The sequence below is a fragment of the Vampirovibrionales bacterium genome, from assembly GCA_016712355.1.
GTDB lineage: Bacteria > Cyanobacteriota > Vampirovibrionia > Vampirovibrionales > Vampirovibrionaceae > JADJRF01.
Map to the genome: position 1 here is coordinate 749,479 of JADJRF010000005.1, position 21,516 is coordinate 770,994.

The following is a 21,516-nucleotide window of genomic DNA, read 5'->3' on the forward strand; positions in this document are numbered from 1 at the left end:
CTTTGAAAGGGCGAACTCATTTATACGGCGATTGTTATTGGCGCATTGATAGCCGTGTGTCTGCTGGGCGGCGGGGCCTACTATTATTTTAGTCTGCGCAACCGCAATGCCGCCTGGTATTATAATCGCGCCGTGGATCGCTATCAGGGCGGAGATTTGATCGCCGCGCGGCGCGATCTCGAAAAAGCCCTGGAGCTGGACCCCGATTACGCCAACGCCTATTACACGCAAGGGCTTATCGCTGAGCGCGAGGACGATTTGGCCGGCGCGCGCGCCATGTTTGAAAAAAGCCTCTCCATTGAGCCGGACGATCTCCATACGCTCTATAATTTGGGCCGCCTGTGCTATAGCGAAGGCGATCTCGTCGAGGCGCGCGCCTATCTGGAAAAAGCGCAGGCGGTGGAGGCCGACGATCCCGATACCGCCTATTGTCTGGCGCTGATCTGCGAAGCCGAAGGCGATCTCGACGGCGCCATTGCGCTCTATCAACAAGCCGTTGACCAAGACCCCAGTAATATTAACGCCTGGCTGTTTCTGGGCAAACTTCTTGACCGCCGCAAGCGCTCCGACGAAGCTATCAAAGCCTTTGAAAAAGTTCTCGCCGCTGACCCGAATAATCTGGAAGGCAACTATGAGATGGCGATCTCGCTTGCCAAAATGGGCGATTGGGATAATAGCGTGCAGTATTGCCAGAAAACCCTCGCCGTGGATCCGCATTACGCCAAGGCGTATAATCAACTGGGCTTGGGGTATTACTGTAAAAATGAGCCGGATAAAGCCATCGAACAATATCAAAAAGCCATTGAACTCGATGAAGATTACGCCACAGCCTATAATAATTTAGGCTACGCCTACGAAAAGCTGGAACAATTCCAGAACGCCATTGAGACGTTTAAGCTCTATTTAGCGCATTCGCATCATGCCGATGAAGCGCATGAGGTGCGCGAACATATTGCGCTTCTGGAAAAGAAGCTGCTGGAAAATCGCTAAATTCGGCGATTCCATGTCAGACGCCCGCTTGTGGCGACCGTTTGCTTTGATATATGAAGCCTTAGCGCGTTATTGAGGAGGATGCGTGATGGGGTTTATGGCGGTGATACGCCGTAAACGGACGGTTCTCGCGCTTGTCCCAATGACTGGCCAGCAGATCCGAGCGCACGCCGAAGTGAATCCGCACGCGCGGCGCTGAGCCGAACTCCAGATGATCCGGTTTGGAGCCCAGTACAAAGCCGAAATCCATATAGGCCTGCATAAAGCGCGTCAGTCGCGCGCGCAGCCCTAAGCCTGAGGACAGAACCAGCGTGCGGTTACTGTCATTGGATTGACCGGCTACAAAGCGCTTGTTGGTTTTATCCAGCCAGCCCTGTCCCGCGTCCACAAAGGCGACCGCGCGCAGACGCTTGTCCACCCAGGGGCAGACTTTATTGAGCAGCGGAATGGGGAATTGATCTTCGATGGTGATGGCGTAGCCGCGATCCGAATTCACCAGCCCTTCAGTATAGCCGCGCCCGTAGGTGAATCCGCCCAGGGGCAGTTCCAGACCGGTGGCCTGATAATGGTTGGCGTATTGAAAGCGGGATTTCAGGAACAGCTTGTGCTGAAACGGTAATTGCGTCATCCGTGACAGGCTGCCGTTAATCAGCCAGTAATTACGTAAATGAACGTCGCTGGCAATCCCGCGCAGGTAAAAAACGTCCATATCGGTTTTTCCCAACCGGTCGGGGACGCTGGCCTTAAAACCGGTAATCAGGTGGCCGAAGTCCTCGCCATAAGTTAAATAGCCGTTGCGCTCAAAATTCAGGTGCGCATACGTCAGATGGGTATACAGCGAAAAATGGCGCTGTTTATCCAGCGGCTGGGTAAAAATGGCTTTGACGATATGGCTTGTGCCGTTGGTATTGGGATCCTGGCGCAGCGCGAGATAATCGGTGTCAATGTCGCTGTTGTGGTACAGATAGCGAAAGCGCAGTTCGCCGCCACGGCGATTCAGCGGCGGCAGGGCGTATTCCGCTGTGGCGTATTGTGAGCGCGTGACGCCGCTATAGGTTATCGACAGCTGATCGCCCAGCCCCAGCAGGTTATTATTGGTGATTTGCGCGCCAGCGCGATATAAATCCGTGCCGGGACGGCCCGCATTGTCGGAAAACAGGGTGAGTTGCCACGGCTGGCGCTCGTAGACGTCCAGATGCAGGGTGGATTCACCCGTCGCTTCTTCTTTCACCACACGGCCTTGCAGTTTGAAGGGCGTAAACTGGGTGGCGTCTTTCAGGCGGGTTTCCAGTTCAGCCGGGGCGATAGCGCCGTTGTCGCGATCCAGTTTTTTTAGCAGGGGATGAATGGCGCGCTTGATCGCCCATTGCCGGTTCCATCCGTTGCCGGAAAGCGTCACGTTGTCGACCGAGACCGTGGCAGGCTTTTGGGACTCGCTTGTCCTGTCCAAATCCACGACTTCGAGCACGCGCCCTTCAAAAGGCTTGGCGGGTTTGACGCCAAGCTCAATCGCAGGCGGTATGGGCGACATAAGAAGCGGGTTGTTCTGCGCGTTGAGTTGGCTGGCGTTGCGATTGCCAGCTATGGCCATCGGAGCCATGACAAATGAGAAAGCGAGCAGGCACGAGGCCGCATACACAGCGCGACGGGGGTGAAACATCAGCAAGAACTCTCTACGGTTGGGCAGCGTCTATTTAAGATGCGTCCAGTATGGACCGCTTCTTAAATTAGTTCCAGAATAATGCGCAAAGAGTCGCGCGAGATCGTGCATTCAAATGAGAATGCGCCTTAGCGCGCGCGTCCGCCGTTCATCATGCCCACGTCTTCGACGCCGCCCAGCGTGTTTTGAGAGACAGGGGTCGCCGTAGGGGCTTCGCCGAAGTCTTCGGGCTGGTAGATTTTCATCGAATCGTAGCGAACCGTCTTGGTGCTGCGGCCCGGCAACATGTTAATGCCGAAAAACGAGCGCTGGCGCACAAAATCGTAGGCCAGATTCAGCTTGAGATCGTCGGGGCCGACCAGCATAAAGACCGAGTTGCCGGTAAACAGCGCATTTTGCGAATTGTCGCGGTTCAGGCTCATATTGCTGCGCAGGCCCAGCGTGAGAAATTTATTGACCCGAAACTGGTTGGTCGACTGGATGTTATTGCGTCCACGATAGTACGTATCAAACACGAAAGGCGTTTCTCCCGCCGTGGCGGCGTAGAAATACCGGTTGTAGGACGTAAAGCGATCGCCCAGCGTCAGGCGCGCGCTGGGGCCTGCGCGAAACACGCCGATAAAGTCGCCGGTGGTATAACCCGCCAGCGCGACTTGTCCGCCCAGACCGAAATCCAGATGCTTCTTTTCGTTGCCGATGGTCAGCATGGGCAGAACGTTGCTGATGCTGGCCTGCAACTGCATGCGGCCGGCGGTAACCGGTTCGGATTCGGGGTCTTTGGGGGTGACGAAGAAATCTTCCTGATTGGTGGGGAAGAACTCATCGTGCGCCACGCCCAGACTGCCGAAGGTGGTCAGGCGCACGTTGTGCTTTTCGTACAGTTTGCGCGAATCGGTGATCTGCGCGATATATTTGGGCCGCTCCCAGCCGAGGAAGCCCTGATTATAGTCTTCGTTGGCGCCGACCATTAAGCGGGTTTTGCCGTCGAATAATTTGCGCTCGCCGAAAATCACCGGCGATCCGACCTTGGCGTTGTAGCCCATGTTGAGTTGCGTGGTGTGCGACATATAGTGCAGGATGCCGCCAACGCCGGGACCGCTGACGTTTTCAATGTCCTGGCCGCCGCGCTTGCGCCGCGAGCCGACGCCATAGCTCAGGACGGGCGAGAATTTAACAATGCCCTTGCCCAGGCGAAAATCCCAGCCGGGACCGAAGTAGAAACCGCCATAATCGGGATCCACGCCGATATCCGGGCCCAGATATTCGACATCGCCGGTGCTTTCATCCTGCGAGAAATCCATTTGCGGTAAGCGGGCCAGCGTCACGGATCCAAACTTCAGGCGCGGGTCCACGATATTAATATCGTTGTAGCCGGTTTCGTTTTGGGTGACTTCGATGCTGCGCGCTTTGACGTAAAAGCGATCGGCAAAGCGCTTGGGCTGATTGGCGGCGGCGAGCTCGCGCTCCAGTTGCTCGGGCGACGGCTCGTTCTGGGAATTGCCAGATTTAAGAAGGGGATGGCCCATGTCCAGTTGCGACAGATCGTCGTTACCGGCGGCGAGATCGTCGGGCATGGCTTTTCGCGCGTTGGCTTGAATCGTCGGATTGGGCGCATTTTTGGCCGGGATGATCATCACGCCGTTTTTCAGTTCGACGACCTTATCGCCCACAAAGGCTTGCTCGGCCTTGATGCGCACTTCTTCAAGCCGCGTAATGGGGCTGGTGATCAGGGCGGATTTTCGGGTGAGATCAATCTTGGCGTAGGCCCCGAAGGTCTGCGACCCTTTGTTGTTAATGACTACATGCCCTTCAGCGATCATCAATTCCTGGGCGGGGTCGTAGACGACCTTATCGGCAATGAGTTCGGAGTTCTGCTCGGAGACGATGACATGGACGGCGCCGGTGGCCGTGTAAATATTTTTGGCCGTGTCGTAGTTCAGCGTGTCGCTGACAATATCGACCACCACGGCCTTGGCTTCCAGCGGTGCGGCTTCAGAGCCCATGATCGCAGGGGCGGCGGCGGGCTTTTCCGGATCGGCAGAGGGAATCACCGCGCCGGGCGCGGCTTGCCCTTCCAGCTCCTGAAGACCGACGGACTCGGGCAGCGCCGACCAGGCGGGCGGGGCGTCGTCGGCGGCGCGGGCCGAAAGACCATGCGTCAGACACAGGCTCAGCGCCAGCAGGGCTAGGGGAGCTTTTATCGACGGGATGAAGCGATTCGCGAACAGGCTCGGCACGCGGGGCGTCTCCTCTGGACTGGGGGGACATGGGGCGGGAAATCGCAGGCGGCAGGCCGTCCTGCAGCCGTCTTTACAGGTTCTTTATCAGGGCTCATAAAATCTTTATGCGCGGGTAGGGTCATTGTATCAGAAGCGAAAAAAGATGGCAGGTTCCCGTCAAAACGGCGCGGGCGCTTACAGAGCTTGCAACATGCGCGCCAAGGCGACGCGCGCATGGGCATACGTGAGCCCGCCTTGTAGAAACGCGGCATAAGGAGGCCGAAGGGGCCCATCTGCCGATAGTTCCAGCGTCGCGCCCTGAATAAACGTGCCTCCGGCCATAATGACCGGATCACCATAACCGGGAACCTCTGAGGCAATGGGCTTAACGGCTGAACTCACCGGGCTGGCCGCCTGTAACAGCCCGCAGAAGGTTTCCAGACGCTGGGGGTCTCCCAGCGTCAGGGTCTGAATAATATCGCCGCGCGGCTCGTCAAATCGCGGCGCCACGTCATAGCCGGCCTGCTCGAACAGCCAGGCGGCAAGCGTCATACTTTTAAGGGCCTCTCGCACCACGCCCGGCGCCAGAAATAGTCCTTGAAACGCCAGGCGCGTCAGATCAAACGAATAGCCGCCCGCGCTGCCGATACCGGGCGCGGTTAGAGCGTCGGCGCACTGCCCGACGAGATCGCGGCGCCCCGCAATGTAGCCGCCGGTGGGAACCAGCCCGCCGCCGGGGTTTTTAATCAGCGACCCGGCCATCAAATCAGCGCCGACGGCGGTGGGCTCGCGCGTTTCGGTGAATTCGCCGTAGCAGTTGTCGACCATAATTATAATATCGGCGCGTATGGCGCGAATCTGCCGGCAGAGGGCGTCGAGATCGTCGATGGTCAGCGTGCGGCGCAGGCTGTAGCCGCGAGAGCGTTGAAGATACGCCATTTTCGCCGTTTTCAGCGCGTCGTCGGCGGCGGTATCGAGCCCGTCGAACTGATGATACGCGACGCCGCGCCGTCGTAACGACAGCGGACTGTCGCCGCGAAGACCAATGACTTCTTCCAGCGTGTCGTAGGGCGCGCCGGTGAGCGAGACCATCGCATCGCCCGCCTGAAGACAGCCGTTGAGCGCGGCGCAGAGCGCATGCGTGCCGGAGACGAACTGAAAGCGCGCTATCGCCGCCGGGGCCTGCAGGGCGTGCGCAAAGACGGCATCCAGCGCCGCGCGGCCCAAATCATCGTGGCCGTAGCCGGTGACGCTGGCGAAATGCTCTTCGCCAATGCGCTGCTGGGTAAAGGCGTTCAAGACGCGCTCAAACGCGACGTAATAAGTTGTGTCAAACCGGGGCCAGACGCTTTGGCTCAGTTCCTGTTCAGCTTGCGCGATCAGGGCCGCAATATCCCGCATCTGTCTTCGAGCGCCCCTAGGTTGTCATTTCGGCGTCGCCCAGCTCGGCGAGCGTCCCGGCGTGATAATGCGTCAGGATACTGGCGATGCGCTGCGCTGCTTTGCCGTCGCCATACGGACTAACGGCGCGCGCCATGGCGTCATAGGCTGCGGGATCGGATAAAAGACGAACGCTTTCTTCCATAATGCGCGCATAATGCGGGCCGACCAGTTTGACGACGCCCATTTGCACGGCTTCAGGGCGTTCGGTTTCGTCGCGCAGAACCAGCACCGGTTTCTTGAGCGACGGGGCTTCTTCCTGCACGCCGCCGGAATCAGTTAAAATCAGCGAGGCGCGGTTCATCAGCGCGCAGAACGGTTCGTATTCCTGCGGCTCAATTAAATGGATGCGCGGCTCATCACACAGCATCTGTGTGACCATCTCGCGCACGGCGGGATTGGGATGCACGGGAATGACGGCTTCCACGTCTGAGAAGCCATCGACCAGATCGCGAATGGCGCGGCAGATCTCGCGCATAGGCTCGCCAAAATTCTCGCGGCGATGCATGGTCGCCAGAATCAGCCGCTTGGCGGGGTCCAGCGTCAGCGGCAAGCGATCCGCGCTGCGCGACAACGTATAAAACAGCGCGTCTATCACCGTATTACCGGTTACAAACACGTGAGACGGCGAAGCCCCGGAGCGCAGCAAATTGTCGCGCGCCCCGCCGGTGGGCGCAAAATACAGGGTCGCCACGCTGTCGGTCACCACGCGATTCATTTCTTCGGGGAACGGATAATAGCGATCAAACGTGCGCAGGCCCGCTTCGACGTGGCCTACCGGAATCTTGAGATAGTAACAGGCAAGACTTGCCGCCATGGTGGTAGAGGTATCGCCATGGACCAGCGCAATATCGGGGCGCCGTTCTTCGAGAACCGGCTTGAGGCCATTGAGGACGGCTGTGGTGATCTGAAACAGATCCTGATGCGGTCGCATGACGTTTAAATCGACATCGGGCTCGATGTCAAACAGAGAAAGCGCCTGATCGAGCATCTGCCGGTGTTGGGCGGTGACGCAGACGCAGGTTTCAAACGCGTCGCTGCGTTGGCGCAACGCTTGGACCACGGGGGCCATCTTAATCGCTTCGGGACGCGTGCCGAAGACGACCATGACGTTCATTTTGCCAGACACGACACCTGTCCGTTTCTACTCAAGCGAAAATCAACAGCGAGACTAAAAGACACCGTGAAATCGATGTCGGGGATTCCCCCAAAAATCCGAAAGAGGGGAAACAAGTCCCCTCTTTCGGGCCAATGGGCCAATGGATTTATAGACGGCCTTCCCAGTAACCGCCTTTGCGGTTGACCAGGGCGTCATAACCCGACCAGAAGCGGAAAGGCGGGAACAGGCCAGCAACGGCGTGCGTGCCCACTTTTCTGCCGCGATCGCTGTTGACGGCCTGACCGATGCCGGGCCAGATCAGGAAAGACAAGACGCCAGCCGCGACCGAGCGACCGGTGATTTTGCCGGAATGCGGCGGATCGGAATTTTCTGCGATGGCGGCGCCCGTGGTGGTCGCAATCATCGCCAGCAGGCTGACAGCCAGCGCGCCGGATTTCAGAACGCGATTGTTCATGAGGAGTCTATCTCCTACTACATAACGTCACAGACAATAAACAGTCACATCAAAGGGGGAATGGCGAATAGTATAACACAGCGCCGTCTGTGGGGAGCGGGGCGCTTCCTGGTGGCGCGCCCTGAGTCTTAGGCCCCGACTGAACGGCTGGCGGCGTGTTGTTCGACGCTGACCTGCTCGCATCCGTCGGTTTCGCGCAGTCGTACCACGACGCGCTCGCCTTGGGCCGCAGGCGCAACTTTGCCGACAAAATCCGGGGCGATGGGCAACTGGCGCTCGCCGCGATCGAGCAATACGGCCAATTGTACCGAGGCGGGCCGTCCATAAGCGCTGAGGGCGTCGAGCGCCGCGCGGACGGTTCGCCCGCTATGTAGCACGTCATCGACTAAAATGACGCGCATGCCGCTGAGATCGCAGGGGGCCTCGCTTTCGCCGACCGGACGGAACTGACGCCCAACGTCATCGCGGTATAGCGTAATATCGAGATACCCGCAGGGAATGGCTTTTCCTTCAATGGCCCCGATTTGTGCGGCGAGGCGTTCGGCCAGATAGCGCCCGCGCGTCACGATGCCCATCAAGGCCAGATGGTCGCCGCCGTGATTGCTTTCCAGAATCTCGTGCGCCAGACGGGCCAGCGTGCGGGCGATATCGCTTTCATCGAATAGAATCATCGCGGCGGAGCCTCCTGTGGCGGCGTCGACGTCGGGCGCTGACAGGTAAACAGCGCGCCCCAGAGCGCGGCGGCCTTGCGCATACATTCGCGGTACTCGCGCTCGGCGACCGAATCCGCCACGATGCCGGCGCCGACCGAGAAGGCGGCATTATACCGTAAACCGTCGCCCTCAGAACGCAGCGTCACCGTGCGAATCAGAATATTCAGATCCATGCGTCCCGAGGCCGCATCCCAATACCCGAGACCGCCGGTATAAGGGCCGCGCGCGACCGGCTCCACGTCGGCGAGCAGCTCCACGCAGCGAATTTTAGGACAGCCGGTAATCGTGCCGCCGGGAAACGTCGCCCGCAGCACGTCCCAGGCGTCGGCGCCTGGCTTTATCTGGCCGCTGACGGCGCTGACCAGATGCGTCACGTGCGAATAGCGTTCAATAGTCAGCAGTTCGTTGACGCTGACCGAGCCCGCGCGGCAGGCCCGTCCCAGATCATTGCGCGCCAGATCTACCAGCATCAGGTGTTCGGCGCGTTCTTTGGGGTCGGCGCGCAGCTGTTCGGCGATTGCCGCGTCTTCTTGCGCCGACGCCCCGCGCCCGCGCGTGCCGGCAATGGGGCGCATGTGAGCGGCCCCGGCGGCGGCCACGCTTGCCAGCCGTTCGGGCGAATTGCTCAGCAGCCAATGCCCCGGCCATTGCGCCCAACCCGAAAACGGCGATGGGTTGCGCTGGCAAAGCGTTTCGTAGAGTAAGCGCGGATCGAGCGAGAGCGTGCGCGAAAACCGGATGCTGAGATTCGCCTGATAAATATCGCCTTCGGCGATGGCGCGTTGCAGGCGCGCCACGCCTGCCTGAAACTGCGCAGGCGACAGCGACGCCTCAAAACTATCGCGAAAGGCCGCGTCGGCTTCGCAAAACGTCTGTGGGGGCGGCTCTTCAACGACCTCTGCCGCCATGGCCGCGCGCCATTGGCTGCGATAGGCCTGTATCGCAGAGGCGCGCTCGCTGAGAATCGTCAGCGCGCGCGCGCGGCGATCGATCACCAGCCAGTCCTCGCATTCGACTAGCCACAAATCGGGCCAGTCGCGCGCCGGCGGCGTTGGCTTTTGAGGGCGATTCAGCGCATCGGCGAGCGCCGGGTCGCAATACTGGCCGAACTCGTAGCCGATCCAGCCCATCAGGCCGCCAGAAAAGGGGAGATCAGCGTTTACATCCGAAAACTGGCGACACGACGCCCCCACTTCGCGCAAGCGCTGAAACAACCGATCGCAGGCTTCAGGCGCGCAGGAGAGCGCTTCCTCGAAGCTGTTTGAAGCGGCGTCGCGGATGCTCAGCGTCTGGCCCTGAATCTGCACGCGCTGACGGGCTCCCAAGCCTATCAGGGTCCAGCGATTGACGTCATCGCGCGCGGCGACGGCGTACGGCCAGCGCGGCATGCCTTCCAGCAACAGGGCCACATCGCGCAAAGCGCCCAGCGTCTGAAAAAACCGGCGAATGCGCTGCGCAAACGCTTCTTCTGACAGCGCTGCGATAAAAGCCGACGGCGCCTCAGCGCCCAAGCGATTCCAGGAGCGCCTCGTCGATTTCGCAATTGGCGTACACCGTTTGCACGTCGTCGTGCGACTCGATGGCGTCGAGCAGTTTGAGCAGTTGTTTGGCGTGCAGGGGATCCTGCACCACTACGGACGTTTGCGGCGCGCGGGTGGTTTCGGCTGACGCGATGGCCACGCCCGCTTGCGACAGGGCCAGGCACACGGCATTGAGCGCGTCAGGGGCAGTGGTGACTTCATAGCACGCGTCGTCAGCGCTGGCGTCAAAATCGCAGGCGCCGGCCTCAATGGCTTTTTCGAAAGCGCTGTCTTCCTCGATGGCGGTCTTGAGGATGCGGATTAATCCTTTTTCCTCGAAAATCCAGGCGACGCAGCCGTCGGCCCCCAGATTGCCGGCGTATTTATTGAAATAGCTTCGAATATCGCCCGCCGTGCGATGCCGGTTGTCGGTCAGCGCTTCGATATAAAGCGCCGTTCCGCCGGGGCCATAGCCTTCATAGGCGATCGCTTCCATTGCGTCGGATTCGCCGCCGCCGCTGCCTTTTTCGATGGCGCGCTGAATATTGTCATTCGGCAATCCGGCGGCTTTGGCGCGATCAATGGCGGTGCGCAGCCGAAAATTCCCCGCCGGATCCGGGCCTCCCAGCTTGACGGCGACCATGATATCGCGCGCGCTGGTGGCGTAGGCGGCCCCTTTTTTAGCGTCTTTGACCGCCTTCTGGCGTTTGATTTGAGACCACTTGGAGTGTCCGGACATAAAAAAAGGCGTCTTGTCTAAAGCGGACTCTCGCGCCGCGCCACCTGCGAGAAGGCGCGCCGCCGCCCTTATCTTGCCAGAAAGTCCGTCTATTTTCCAGCCTGATATATAATACCAATAGCGCCTGCCGCGCAGACGCGCCCCCCAGACGAGAGCCGCCCTGACGTTATGTCCCATCGCTCCCAGAAAATTACCGCCGCGCTGGTCACGCGCGATGATGGCGCTACTCTCGCGCGAGCGCTGGCCTCGTTGCGCTGGGCGGATGAAATTGTCATCGTCGATGCGGGCAGCCAGGACGACACGCTGGCCATTGCGCGCGAGTATACCGATCGGGTTTTCTATCACCCCTGCGAGGATCTGTGCGTCCTGCGCCGTTTTGCGGTCTCTCAGGCGCGTCACCCGTGGGTGTTGTCGCTCTCGCCTGACGAATGGGTCGACGAGATGCTTGCCCACAAGATTGACGGCCTGCTGATTTCCGCCAGCGTTGAGCAGGGCGCGCGCATTCCGATTCACACCCTCTGGCAGGGGCGGCGTCTGCGCCATGGCGCGCCGCTGCGGCGCGAATGCCGTCTGTTTCGCCGCGAGGCTGCGCGTTATATCGAAGACAGCGACGATCACGATGGCTCCGGCGGCTTTGAGGCGGATGGCCATCTGGCGTCTCTGGACGGCGCCATTGTCTGCGAGCCTGCGCCCACGGTCGCCTTGTGGGTGGCCCGCGCGCGTCGCCGCGCCGAGCGTCAGGCGGGATTCCGGGTCGAGTCCGGGGAATTGCGGCGACTGGGCAAGCCGGGCGCATGGGCGCTCTTGCGGGAATTCGAAAAAACGCTGCGGCAGCGCTTTATCTGGCGCGGCGGCTTCCTGGACGGCGTCAGTGGTCTGACGTTTGCGCTGGGAGAGGCTCTGGAAGTTATCTGGGCGCGTCTGCGGGCGCGCGAACTGGTCAGCGGCTCGTCTGCCGCATCGTCCTCAGGAGCCGCTTAAGCCATGCCGACTTACGACTATCGCTGCGAGGCGTGCGACCATCCGTTTGAGGCGCGCCATGGCATGAACGAGCGTCCGCGCATCGTTTGTCCCGAATGCGGGGCTCTGGGGCGACGGCGTATTGCCAGCGCAGTGGGCTTGATGGGCGCAAGCGCCTCTTCTGATCCGCCGATGCCAGACGCGCATGCCCACGGCGCCGGTGGATGCGGTCATTGTCCAAGCGCCGGGAGCGATTTCCCCTGCGCCTGGAATCGCTCGCCTGCGGAGTTGGGCTTCTAGCGGACGTCTGCCGACGGCGGAAAGCTGATGAGCGTTTTCAGCGTGGTCATGGAGTCCAGGCCGCACAACACGCCTTCGCGGCCGATGCCGGAATTCTTGACGCCGCCGTAAGGCAGGTAATCGAGCCGGAAGGTTGGAATATCGTTGATCAGCACCCCGCCGACATCCAATGCGTCAAAGGCGGCGCGCGCTTTTCGGGCGTCGTTGGTGTACACCCCCGCCTGAAGCCCGTAGGGAGACTGATTGGCGATGGAAAGGCCCTCTTCAAAGCGTTCGTAGGTCATGACCGTGGCCAGCGGGGCGAAGGCCTCTTGCTGATTAATCGCGGCGTCGGGCGCGACGCGGTTGAGCAGGCACGGATTCATGGTGTAAGTGTTATAGGAATTGCCTCCGTACAGGGCATTGGCGCCTTGCTCCAGCGCGGATTTAATCAGCCGTCGGGTGCGGAAGAAATCTTCCGGCGTGATCAGGGGACCCACGTCGGTTTGCGGATCCATCGGGTCGCCTACGCGCATGGCGCGCGCCGCTTCAATCAGCGCGGCTGTCATCTCTTCGGCGTGGCGCTTGTGAATGAGAATCCGCTGAACGGAAATGCAGATTTGCCCGGCGTACCAGAACGCCCCTTGCGCCACGCGGCGGGCAATCTCATGGGTCTGCTCGCTGTCGTAATCCTCAATGAGACAGGCGGCGCTGCCACCCAGCTCCAGCGTAACGTCTTTCATCCCGCAGAGGGCCTTGAGCCGTTGGCCTACGTCGGCGCTGCCGGTAAACGAGAATTTGCGAAAAACGTCGCTTGCCAGCAGATGCTCCGCCACGGCGGGCGCGCATGGCGTGACGCTAATGGCTTCATAGCCCGCTTCAACCGCCAGTTTCGCCAGCGCCAGCGCCGTCAGCGGCGTGGTGGAGGCGGGCTTGATGACGATTGAATTGCCGGCGGCTATGGCCGGGGCCAGTTTATGCATGACCAGATTCAGCGGAAAATTAAACGGGGTAATGGCTAGAACCGGGCCAATCGGGGCCCGGCGCACCCAGGCTTCGCGTCCTTCCAGGCGGAAAAACCTATCTTCGGCGATGGCGGGCTCATAGGCGTAGGCCCGACACAGGGCGCTGGCGCGGGCGGTTTCGGCTCGAGAAAGAGCGATGGGCTTGCCCGCTTCTCGCGTAATCAGCTTGGCTAGCCCTTCTGCGTGCGCGTCGATGCCATCGGCCAGACGGGCCAGAATGGCGCAGCGTTCGGCGGGCGAGGATCGTCGAAAGCGCTGGAACCCTTCTTCGGCGGCTTTCAGCGCGTAAGCGACGCCGTCGCGACCCAGCTGGTAACAGCGTCCCACTTCGCGCGCCGGATCCGCCGGATTAAACACCTGAAGTTCAGCGTCAGCAGCCGCCACAGGCGCGCCGCCAATCCAGAGCGGCTGAACGGCTGCGGGTTGAAGCAGGGTTGACATAAACAGTCCTTAACGACCTTTCAGCGCCTCGTTAATGGCGTCCTCGGCTTTGGCCATGGCGGTCTCCTCGCTCATTGTACCCAAAAGCGCCTGCTGGATGCGCCAGTCCATGATGTCGTTAATGGCCTTCTGCTGCGGCCGGATTTGATACGCCGCGCGCGCGCGCAATAACTGGCCTGCGCTGACGCTGCGCGCGCGCGTGGCCAGATCGCGCGATTGTTCTTGCCGAAAGCGGGCGTCTTGCAGCGCGGCGACCACGGAGGGCAAGACGGGAGCGCGATCGCACAGCGCCAGTTGGTAGCGGGCCTGGGTGAGCCAGAGCGCAAGTTCTACCGCCAGTTGGGGGTGTCGGCTGCGCTTGGGAACGACTAGCGCCATGGTGGCGAAATCGGTCATGGCGGTCTTCTGGCCGGCGACGTCCTGGGGAAACTGGGGCGCTACCGCAGTGTCGCGATAAACGGCGGGGGCGTTTTCGCGAATGGTCGTTAAAAAATTAGGGCCGGTCATCAGCATGGCCAGCGCGCCGGATTGATAGCGATCCACGGCCGCTTGCGGCCCTTCGGTCAGGGATTCCGGGGGCGCAAGGCGCTCGGCGTAAAGCGCGCGCCATTGACGCAGCAGCGCGACCCCCGCCTCTTGCGCAAAAACGGCGCGATTATGGCTGTCATAAGGCGCAATGCCGTTTTTCTGGAGTTCTTTCAGAAAATTACCGCTGGCGGCGATATTGGGCATCACGGCATAGGCATGCGGCGCGCGTTGGCGCAATTGACGCGCAAATGCGATGAGGTCGCGCATCGTGCGCGGCGGCTCGCGCCAACCGGCTTGCTCCAGCAACCGGCGGTTATACAGGGTGACGCGCGAGGTGAGATACCATGGCGCGGCGAAGGTCATCTCGCCCGCCGCGCGCTTGTCTGTCGTCGTCGCATTCCCCGGCGCGAGCGTCACGGCCTGCCAGGCCACAGGCAGAAACGCCGCGCGCTGTTGGGCGCTGACGGCCTGGGCCATGTTGACCAGCGCGCCGCGCGCGGCCAGAATCGCCGAGAAATCCGGATTTAAATTGATCACGTCCGGGACGTTGGGGCCCAGAATGCCGGTAATCGCGCGCTTTTCCCCCTCATTAAAGGGAACGTCGGTCCATTGCACGCGCACGCCGGGATGCGCCCGCTCAAAGTCATCCAGCGCAGGCTGAATCACGTCTGAAAACGTCATTAACTGCAACGTCCAGAGTTCCAGCGTGATGGGCGCCGAGGCGCGCGAGGGCGCCGCAGCCCCGCATCCGTTCAGACTCATGAGCGCGAGGATCGCGCTAAAAGCCATAAACGCCGACGCGATCAGGCCCAGAGAGGTCAAACGGCTTGGCGCCGCGCGAAATCCGCTCCAGACGTTCCGTCTGCGCCCCATGTTATAACGTACAGCCGATGCCGCGCGCCACTTGCTCGAGCAAGGCCTCGTCCAGCGGCAAATCCGGCCAGAAGCGTTGACGCAGGCGCATCAAGGCTTGTCGGGCGATCTGCGGCTTGGGCGCCTTGGGGAAAAACTGGCTTTCGCCATTGGCGAAGAGCAGCGTGACTTCGTTATCGTCCGAATCGAACGCGATATCCGCGCGACTGACGTCGTTGCCGATGATGGCGTCGACGCCCTTGCGCACCAGCTTCTCCCGCATTTTTTGCGGCAGATCGCCGGATTCGGCCGCAAAGCCGACCATCACCTGCCCAGGTTTTTTACGCGCGGCCAGCATGGCCAGAATATCAGGCGTGGACTCCAATTCCAGGGTCAGCGTGGAAACCCGGCGCAGCTTGGCCGGAGACGTCGCCTGAGCGCGGAAATCCGCAATCGCGGCGGCCATCGCGAGCAAATGCTGAGACGGCCATAATTCTTGCAGCCGCTTGGCCATTGCCGCCGCCGAATCGACAAAAATCACCTGATACGGGCGATCCGCCAGATTCAGACCGGAAGAGGTTGATGTGGTCGCTACCAGCGTCACGTCAGCCCCCATGGCGAACAGCTCGTCGGCCATCGCAACGCCCATCTTGCCGGAACTGCGATTTGAGAGCAGGCGCACGCCGTCAATCGATTCGGCTGTGCCGCCTGCGGTCACCAGGGCCCGAACGCCCGCGTAACTGTCGCGCTCAGGGTGCAGTGAGCGATACAGCCATTGTAGAACCGTTTCCATTTGCGCCAAATGGCCATCGCCCGTCTCGCCGCAAGCCAGAAGGCCATTGGTGGGCTCGATGACCGTGGCCCCAGCGACTTTTCGAAGCGTGTCCAGATTGCGCACCACCATCGGGTTCAGCCACATGCGCGTATTCATGGCAGGGGCAATGAGCAGGGGTTTTCCTGTAAATGCGATGGCGGCCGTGGTGACGGCGTCGTCGGCCATGCCGTGCGCCAGTTTGGCAATGGTGTTGGCGGTCGCCGGATGAATCAGCAGCGCGTCGGCGCTTTGCGCCAGCGCAATATGCTGCGGCGTGCCGTGGGCGTCCATGGCAAGCGCCTCGCGATGCACGGGTTCGCGCGTCAGGGCTTCGAGCGTCAGCGGGGCCAGAAATTTTTCGGCCGCAGGCGTCATCAGCGCGACCACGCGTTTGGCGCCGCGCCGGTACAGCTCGCGCGTCAGGTCTGCCGCGCGATAGGCTGCCACGCCGCCTGTGACGCCCAGGGCGATGGTTTTTCCGTGAAACATAAATCCTGACGTCATCATCAATGTCGTCCAACCCCGGTTATGAGAGACCGCCCTTTACTGTACACGAAAGCGCGGCGCGCGAAAACCGCCCTGCCAGGAAGGCGTAATCGGCCAAGATTATAAAGTTTTGTAACAGTCGTTTCGCGCCTCATGGCGGCAGGGTTGCAATGTTGGCTTGAAGGGATACCCTACTATCAACCCGCACGCCAATAGAGAGCGAACAAAAACTGAAGATTAAAACAGAAATCCAGCGCCTCAGGGCGTTATGGATGCTATTTTACTTTTCCCCCTCACTCCCAACCTAAAAATTGGATTGACCTCTTTCTGTTTCACAGAAGAGGTCTTTTTTTCGTCGGCCGTTTTTCAAAAAAGTCGCTCGGGACCTTCATGCGCCAAGTTGTAAAGAATTGTTTAAGATTGTGCGCGAAGCATTGATCCGATCTTTTGAAGGACTATATTACTATCCCCACCCAATCAGATGGGTGGAAATGCACCCCCCAAGTTTCTTTCCCCCTCACTCCCAACTTAAAAAATTGGATCGACCTCTTTGCAACAAAGAGGTTTTTTTTTGCCGATTTTTAAATGCCTTCGCCCGGGGTGGCCATGAGCCACGGATCGCCGTTGCGCGGGGCTTCTTCCGCGTCGGCCAGCGATCGCCGAATGTCGTCGAGCTGGCTTTGCATGGTTTGAATGGTCTTTTGAAGCGATTCTTCGGCTTGCGAATCGCATTGCGCCTGCTCCACGCGCACGCCGTCGCGGGTGACGATGCGCCCTGGAATGCCCACGACGGTGCAACGCGGCGGCACATCAATAAAGGCGACCGACCCGGCGCCGATGACCGAGTCGTCGCCAATGGTGTTGGAGCCCAATACTTTGGCGCCCGCCCCGATAATCACGCGATCGCCCAGCGTCGGGTGGCGCTTGCCTTTTTCTTTGCCGGTGCCGCCCAGCGTGACGCCTTGATACAACGTGACGTCATCGCCGATGAACGTGGTTTCGCCGATGACCATGCCCATGCCATGGTCGATAAACAGGCGTCGGCCAATGCGCGCGCCCGGATGAATCTCAATACCGGTCCAGAAGCGGCTGAATTGTGAAATCACCCGCGCCAGCGTTGTCCACTGACGGTTGCGCCAGCACCAGTGCGCCGCATGATGCAGCCAGGTCGCGTGTACGCCGGGATAACACAACAGCACCTCCAGCGGACTGCGCGCGGCCGGGTCGCGCTGCATCACGGCGCGGATGTCTTCGCGTACGCGACCGCTGACCAGCTTCCAGCGCTTTTTGAGGCGCATCGTTATCCCTCAGCGGTTTCCATCAGGCGGGCTTCTTCGCGGTAAGCGTCAAACAGCGCGGAAGACAAATACCGCTCGCCAAAGCTGGGAATAATCGCCACGATGAGCTTGCCTGCGTTCTCGGCGCGCGCCGCTACCGTAAGCGCCGCCTGAACCGCCGCGCCGGATGAAATTCCGACCAGCAGGCCTTCTTCGCGGGGCAAGCGTCTCGCCATCGCCATGGCGGACTCGCTGTCGACGGTCAGCACTTCGTCAATGCCGTCGCGATTCACGATGCTGGGCACAAAGCCCGCGCCGATGCCCTGAATTTTATGCGGCCCCGCCGCGCCGCCAGAAAGCACGGGGCTTTCCGCCGGTTCCACGGCAATCATGCGGACCTGCGGCTTGCGGCTTTTTAAAAACTGTCCGATGCCGGTGATTGTCCCGCCGGTGCCGACGCCAGCGACCACGATGTCCACGGCGCCATCGGTATCCGCCCAGATTTCCGGGCCGGTGGTTTCGCGGTGAATCTTGGGGTTGTCAGGATTATCAAACTGTTGCAGCATCCAGCTATCGGGGGTTTCTGCCATCAGTTGGCGGGCTTTTTCGATGGCCCCGCGCATGCCTTTGGCGCCGGGCGTGAGGATTAACTCCGCTCCAAAAGCGCGCAGCACCACGCGGCGCTCCATGCTCATGGTGTCGGGCATTGTCAGAATCAGCCGGTATCCTTTGACCGCCGCCGTAAAAGCGAGCGCGATGCCGGTGTTGCCGCTGGTCGGCTCTATTAACACCGTTTTGCCGGGCGTAATGTCGCCGCGCTTCTCGGCTTCGGCAATCATGCTCAGGCCGATGCGGTCTTTAACGCTGTTGCACGGCTCCATCGATTCCAGTTTCAGGGCGATGCGCGCCGGACTTTGTCCAAGGACGCGATTGAGCCACACCATCGGCGTGCGTCCGATCAGCTCGGTTACGTCTTGGGCGATATTCATCCGCGCGTCTCCTCTCCACAGCGATCCACAGAGTCGCGATCATTGTAGCGGAAAGAAGGCGCAATGGCTTCTGAGGGACTTAGGCCTTGGAAAGGAACCTTAACGCGTTTTGGCGATGCCCCCCCCTGGTGATTCCGGGCAGCGCATTTGAGACACTTGTCCCAAAACTGTCTCGAGCATGAATATTACCGGTTGCCCTACCCGTTAAGATGGCGGCATAAATATTTTTAGCCCCCATGCCGGGACGAACGCCTCGATCTTTCAGGTAGCGATAGACAGGGCCTCGAACCTGTTCTTCAAAAGTATGATGAGGGCTGTAGCCATAAGTGACTCGCTGGGAAGGGCCAAATTGAATTAGTCCTCTATATCTTTTTCCTTCTCCGCCTCGAATCCTTGGGTCAAAAGTTCCTCCGGTTTCCTTGGATATGACGGCGGCCAAATCAACAGGGTCGATTCCTAAGCGATTGGCAGTGTCGATAATTGCTTGCCTCTTGGAATCAGTTGCGCCTTGTTTGGGCCAAGCCCGGCCCCGAACGCTTTCCCGAACATCTACTTCGCCGTCGGGGCCTGCGGCTCTGCGGCGGCGGCTGCCCAGAAAGGCAACGCCGCCATCGGGCATGCGTCGCGAGGCGAACGAACTGTCGCCGCTCGCGCTGTCCGCCGAGCCGAAACTGCGAAACAGCATCGGGAGAAGGGCGCTGAATAAATCCCCCATGGAGCCGCCGCCTTGTGCGGCGGCTTCTGGAAACTGCGAGCCGAAATCGCCGCCTTGCGGGGCGCCATCTGGAAACTGCGAGCCGAAACTGCCGCCTTGCGGGGCGCCGTCTGGGAACTGCGGACCGAATCCGCCGCCATTCTCTGCCGCAAAGGGCATATCGCCTTGCCCGCCGCTGGCAAACGCCATGGCCATCATCAGGCCCATCATGAACATCATCAGCATGGGCGGCGGACCTGATCCGGCGTCCATGCCGCCACCCATCGGGTTGCCCATGACGGGCGGGGGCGCCATCATCGGCGGCCCGCCAAAAGGATTGGAAGCGGCGAAGCCATCCATGCCGCCCATTCCTTGAGGGCCTGCGCCAAAAAAGGCTTGCGCGGAAGCCGGCGCCGTCAGGGCGACGGGCTGTCCTGCGGCATTGACGGGAACCATGACCGGAACCATCGCGGGTACAAACCCGGCAACGCTTGATGGTGAAGTGTTATAAGGCCACATCGTATTGCAACCCCCCTACGGTCGCTTTATACCCACCCTGATAACAACGCCTGCGCCCTCGGCGCGGCAATAAAACGATGACTTGAAGGAAACCAACCTATTTCGATTCCAAGTGCATAAAAACAGATGACATGCTTTTTGTGACGCCTTTAAGAATCTCTTAGCAATTGCTGGTTTGCTGAATACGACGTGGGCGTTCTGGCGATCCCTTTGCCTGCAAGGACTTTTGGCGTTTGAAAGCGCTTTATGCAATGCCCTTTCTCATTTCAATCCAATCGCCTTTACGCGAAAGTCGGCTCGAAAGAACCCCTTGAAATCTCTCTCTAAATAATGTAGAATCAACCCTTATTCAAAAATCGGGCTTGTTTTCAGAGCCATTTTTTCAGAGCCATGTGTTGTCTGAATACAGAAAACAAGCTTTTCTCTCGTTGTATCGTGGTCGATCCAGTTTGATCGGTCGCTTGCCAGGGAACTTTCAGCTCAGCCTGCGATGGGTCGCAGAGTGCTCTGAAAGGGTGGCGCATCGATCACTTCGCTATTTTTTAGATTGGGAGTTCAAACAAAATCAGCGACCGTCGTCTTCGGGCTGTTCAGGCCCGGGCGAACGGTTTCAAGGCTCGCGCTCTGGTTGAATGGGGCTGCGCGCGGGCTGGACAGGGGACGGCGAAAAGCGCTACAATCGCGTCGTTGTTGGATGAATCCGGCGCAAGGCCGCAGGCGGGGCGATGGTGACGGCCACTGAAATTCAGGATGCGACCGTCGAGGCGCTGTTTCAGGATCTGGAACGCTCGGGCGTCCGGTACGCCTTGCTGCGTAATTACGAGCGTTTTCCTCAGTTTGGCCATGACATCGATCTGGTGATGGCCGCAGAGGACATGGCCCCGTGGCGCGACGTGGCGCGAGCCGTCGCCCGGCGCTTTGAGTGGGATGCCCTGACGGAGTGCCGTCACTGGGCGCAGTCGCGCGAGCCCTTGCATAGGGTCCACGTGTTTCGCTTTTATCGCCGCGCGCCGATGGCGTTTCTGGAAGTGGACCTGTTTCATGGCTATAGCCTCTGGGGACTGCCGCTGGCTGGTGAGGCGGCGGTTCTGGCGGGGCGACGCCCGGATGCGGCCGGACGCTTTACCCATGTGGATCCGTGCGATGAGCATGGGGCGCACATGCTGCAAATGCGCCGCCTGATGCGATTTGCGCAGACTGAAGCCAAGCTGGCGCGCTATCGCGATAAAATCCTGCGCTTTTACGAGGCCAATCCGGATGCGTTTAATCAGTGGCTCTTGCGCTTTTACGGTCCGGCAGGCGTCAAAGCGCTGCGCGCGCTGATGGAAGGCGATTTTCGCGCCTTCGGTCAGCGTATGAGTCAAACCCAGCGCGACGTGCTGCGACGACGCTTTGCGCGCGCGCCCTTGCGATCGGCGCGTCAGATGCTGGCGCGGGCGGTGGACTTGGCCTGGACTTACGGGCGCAACCCGTGCGGCTTTGTTTTGCCGGTAGATGCGCCTTTGCAAAGCGATCGCGCCTCGCTGCTGACAGCGCTTGAAGCGCTTGCGCGTACCAACGTCTTGATTGGATTTACGGCCCAGCGCGCGCATCGGCGCGGGTTGAGCTGGGGCGAGCGACAATTAATGGAGCGCGGCGGCGCTGTCATCAAATGGACGAAATCCGGGGCGCCGGGCGCGTTTTGCGTGGATCCGGGAGAGCCGCAGGACGGCCTGGCCCAGCGTTTACTGCAGCGCTGCATGGATCGGCATCCCCCGATTTGGACGCGTTCTTCCCCATAACGCAGCGGAGCCTGCC

18 protein-coding genes are annotated in these 21,516 nt (G+C 60.3%); 4 read left to right on the forward strand and 14 right to left on the reverse strand.

Translation table 11 applies throughout. The features are described 5' to 3' along the window. The first annotated feature begins 45 nt into the window (after positions 1-45). Positions 46-990: a tetratricopeptide repeat protein gene (locus tag IPK79_04840; GenBank protein ID MBK8189757.1), complete on the forward strand. Its 945-nt coding sequence runs from the start codon at positions 46-48 to the stop codon at positions 988-990. 61 nt (positions 991-1,051) lie between these two features. Here IPK79_04840 and IPK79_04845 read toward each other — a convergent pair whose 3' ends face one another. The 8 genes from IPK79_04845 to IPK79_04880 form a co-directional block, all read right to left on the reverse strand. Continuing rightward, positions 1,052-2,650, reverse strand: coding sequence for a ShlB/FhaC/HecB family hemolysin secretion/activation protein (locus IPK79_04845; protein ID MBK8189758.1), 1,599 nt, complete (start codon positions 2,648-2,650; stop codon positions 1,052-1,054). A gap of 128 nt (positions 2,651-2,778) precedes the next feature. After that, the gene (locus IPK79_04850; GenBank protein ID MBK8189759.1) at positions 2,779-4,887 is read right to left on the reverse strand and encodes a hypothetical protein; all 2,109 of its coding nucleotides are present in this window, start codon (positions 4,885-4,887) and stop codon (positions 2,779-2,781) included. Positions 4,888-5,064: 177 nt separating this feature from the next. Continuing rightward, complete coding sequence (locus IPK79_04855) at positions 5,065-6,270, reverse strand: methionine gamma-lyase family protein (protein ID MBK8189760.1); 1,206 nt, start codon at positions 6,268-6,270, stop codon at positions 5,065-5,067. 16 nt (positions 6,271-6,286) lie between these two features. Beyond that, positions 6,287-7,426: a UDP-N-acetylglucosamine 2-epimerase (non-hydrolyzing) gene (wecB, locus tag IPK79_04860; protein MBK8189761.1), complete on the reverse strand. Its 1,140-nt coding sequence runs from the start codon at positions 7,424-7,426 to the stop codon at positions 6,287-6,289. Between the two features lie 148 nt (positions 7,427-7,574). After that, on the reverse strand, positions 7,575-7,883 hold the full coding sequence (locus IPK79_04865; GenBank protein ID MBK8189762.1) for a hypothetical protein: 309 nt from the start codon (positions 7,881-7,883) through the stop codon (positions 7,575-7,577). 128 nt (positions 7,884-8,011) lie between these two features. After that, positions 8,012-8,554, reverse strand: coding sequence for a bifunctional pyr operon transcriptional regulator/uracil phosphoribosyltransferase PyrR (gene pyrR / locus IPK79_04870; protein MBK8189763.1), 543 nt, complete (start codon positions 8,552-8,554; stop codon positions 8,012-8,014). Continuing rightward, a complete protein-coding gene (locus IPK79_04875) occupies positions 8,551-10,107 on the reverse strand; it encodes an anthranilate synthase component I family protein (GenBank protein MBK8189764.1) in 1,557 nt (518 codons plus the stop codon). The genes pyrR and IPK79_04875 overlap by 4 nt, the downstream gene beginning before the upstream one ends. Beyond that, entirely contained in the window at positions 10,097-10,855 is a 759-nt protein-coding gene (locus IPK79_04880) for a YebC/PmpR family DNA-binding transcriptional regulator (protein ID MBK8189765.1), read from the reverse strand. Before IPK79_04880 ends, IPK79_04875 begins: the two co-directional genes overlap by 11 nt. A 168-nt stretch (positions 10,856-11,023) precedes the next feature. Here IPK79_04880 and IPK79_04885 point away from each other — a divergent pair, with 168 nt between their 5' ends. Both IPK79_04885 and IPK79_04890 read left to right on the forward strand, forming a co-directional pair. Beyond that, entirely contained in the window at positions 11,024-11,836 is an 813-nt protein-coding gene (locus IPK79_04885; protein MBK8189766.1) for a glycosyltransferase, read from the forward strand. A 3-nt stretch (positions 11,837-11,839) separates the two neighbouring features. Next, positions 11,840-12,115, forward strand: a complete 276-nt coding sequence (locus IPK79_04890; GenBank protein MBK8189767.1) for a zinc ribbon domain-containing protein — start codon at positions 11,840-11,842, stop codon at positions 12,113-12,115. Here the strand turns inward: IPK79_04890 and IPK79_04895 are convergent. The 6 genes from IPK79_04895 to IPK79_04920 all read right to left on the reverse strand — a co-directional run bounded on the left by IPK79_04895 (position 12,112) and on the right by IPK79_04920 (position 19,719). Continuing rightward, entirely contained in the window at positions 12,112-13,560 is a 1,449-nt protein-coding gene (locus tag IPK79_04895) for an aldehyde dehydrogenase family protein (GenBank protein MBK8189768.1), read from the reverse strand. The two genes, IPK79_04890 and IPK79_04895, sit on opposite strands and share 4 nt — an antisense overlap. Positions 13,561-13,569: 9 nt before the next feature. Continuing rightward, the gene (locus IPK79_04900) at positions 13,570-14,850 is read right to left on the reverse strand and encodes an extracellular solute-binding protein (GenBank protein ID MBK8189769.1); all 1,281 of its coding nucleotides are present in this window, start codon (positions 14,848-14,850) and stop codon (positions 13,570-13,572) included. Between the two features lie 112 nt (positions 14,851-14,962). Next, positions 14,963-16,261: a bifunctional phosphopantothenoylcysteine decarboxylase/phosphopantothenate--cysteine ligase CoaBC gene (gene coaBC / locus IPK79_04905; GenBank protein ID MBK8189770.1), complete on the reverse strand. Its 1,299-nt coding sequence runs from the start codon at positions 16,259-16,261 to the stop codon at positions 14,963-14,965. Positions 16,262-16,821: 560 nt separating this feature from the next. Next, positions 16,822-17,538 carry a serine O-acetyltransferase gene (gene cysE / locus IPK79_04910; GenBank protein ID MBK8189771.1) on the reverse strand — a complete coding sequence of 239 codons (717 nt, stop codon included), beginning with the start codon at positions 17,536-17,538 and terminating at the stop codon, positions 16,822-16,824. Between the two features lie 2 nt (positions 17,539-17,540). Then, positions 17,541-18,506 (reverse strand): cysteine synthase A, encoded by a 966-nt coding sequence (gene cysK, locus IPK79_04915; GenBank protein MBK8189772.1) that lies wholly within the window; start codon positions 18,504-18,506, stop codon positions 17,541-17,543. A 79-nt stretch (positions 18,507-18,585) separates the two neighbouring features. Continuing rightward, entirely contained in the window at positions 18,586-19,719 is a 1,134-nt protein-coding gene (locus tag IPK79_04920) for a hypothetical protein (protein MBK8189773.1), read from the reverse strand. A gap of 725 nt (positions 19,720-20,444) precedes the next feature. On the opposite strand from IPK79_04920, the gene IPK79_04925 reads away from it, so the two are divergent. Beyond that, positions 20,445-21,500 (forward strand): hypothetical protein, encoded by a 1,056-nt coding sequence (locus tag IPK79_04925; GenBank protein MBK8189774.1) that lies wholly within the window; start codon positions 20,445-20,447, stop codon positions 21,498-21,500. Positions 21,501-21,516 lie beyond the last annotated feature (16 nt).

Excerpts from the sequence above, each read along its gene's own strand:
- wecB (MBK8189761.1), bottom strand. The coding sequence starts at position 7,426 with ATGAACGTCATGGTCGTCTTCGGCACGCGTCCCGAAGCGATTAAGATG.
- IPK79_04925 (MBK8189774.1), top strand. The coding sequence starts at position 20,445 with ATGGTGACGGCCACTGAAATTCAGGATGCGACCGTCGAGGCGCTGTTT.
- cysE (MBK8189771.1), bottom strand. The coding sequence starts at position 17,538 with ATGCGCCTCAAAAAGCGCTGGAAGCTGGTCAGCGGTCGCGTACGCGAA.
- coaBC (MBK8189770.1), bottom strand. The coding sequence starts at position 16,261 with ATGATGACGTCAGGATTTATGTTTCACGGAAAAACCATCGCCCTGGGC.
- pyrR (MBK8189763.1), bottom strand. The coding sequence starts at position 8,554 with ATGATTCTATTCGATGAAAGCGATATCGCCCGCACGCTGGCCCGTCTG.
- IPK79_04920 (MBK8189773.1), bottom strand. The coding sequence starts at position 19,719 with ATGTGGCCTTATAACACTTCACCATCAAGCGTTGCCGGGTTTGTACCC.
- IPK79_04880 (MBK8189765.1), bottom strand. The coding sequence starts at position 10,855 with ATGTCCGGACACTCCAAGTGGTCTCAAATCAAACGCCAGAAGGCGGTC.
- IPK79_04900 (MBK8189769.1), bottom strand. The coding sequence starts at position 14,850 with ATGAGTCTGAACGGATGCGGGGCTGCGGCGCCCTCGCGCGCCTCGGCG.
- IPK79_04865 (MBK8189762.1), bottom strand. The coding sequence starts at position 7,883 with ATGAACAATCGCGTTCTGAAATCCGGCGCGCTGGCTGTCAGCCTGCTG.
- IPK79_04845 (MBK8189758.1), bottom strand. The coding sequence starts at position 2,650 with ATGTTTCACCCCCGTCGCGCTGTGTATGCGGCCTCGTGCCTGCTCGCT.
- IPK79_04895 (MBK8189768.1), bottom strand. The coding sequence starts at position 13,560 with ATGTCAACCCTGCTTCAACCCGCAGCCGTTCAGCCGCTCTGGATTGGC.
- IPK79_04885 (MBK8189766.1), top strand. The coding sequence starts at position 11,024 with ATGTCCCATCGCTCCCAGAAAATTACCGCCGCGCTGGTCACGCGCGAT.
- IPK79_04855 (MBK8189760.1), bottom strand. The coding sequence starts at position 6,270 with ATGCGGGATATTGCGGCCCTGATCGCGCAAGCTGAACAGGAACTGAGC.
- cysK (MBK8189772.1), bottom strand. The coding sequence starts at position 18,506 with ATGAATATCGCCCAAGACGTAACCGAGCTGATCGGACGCACGCCGATG.
- IPK79_04890 (MBK8189767.1), top strand. The coding sequence starts at position 11,840 with ATGCCGACTTACGACTATCGCTGCGAGGCGTGCGACCATCCGTTTGAG.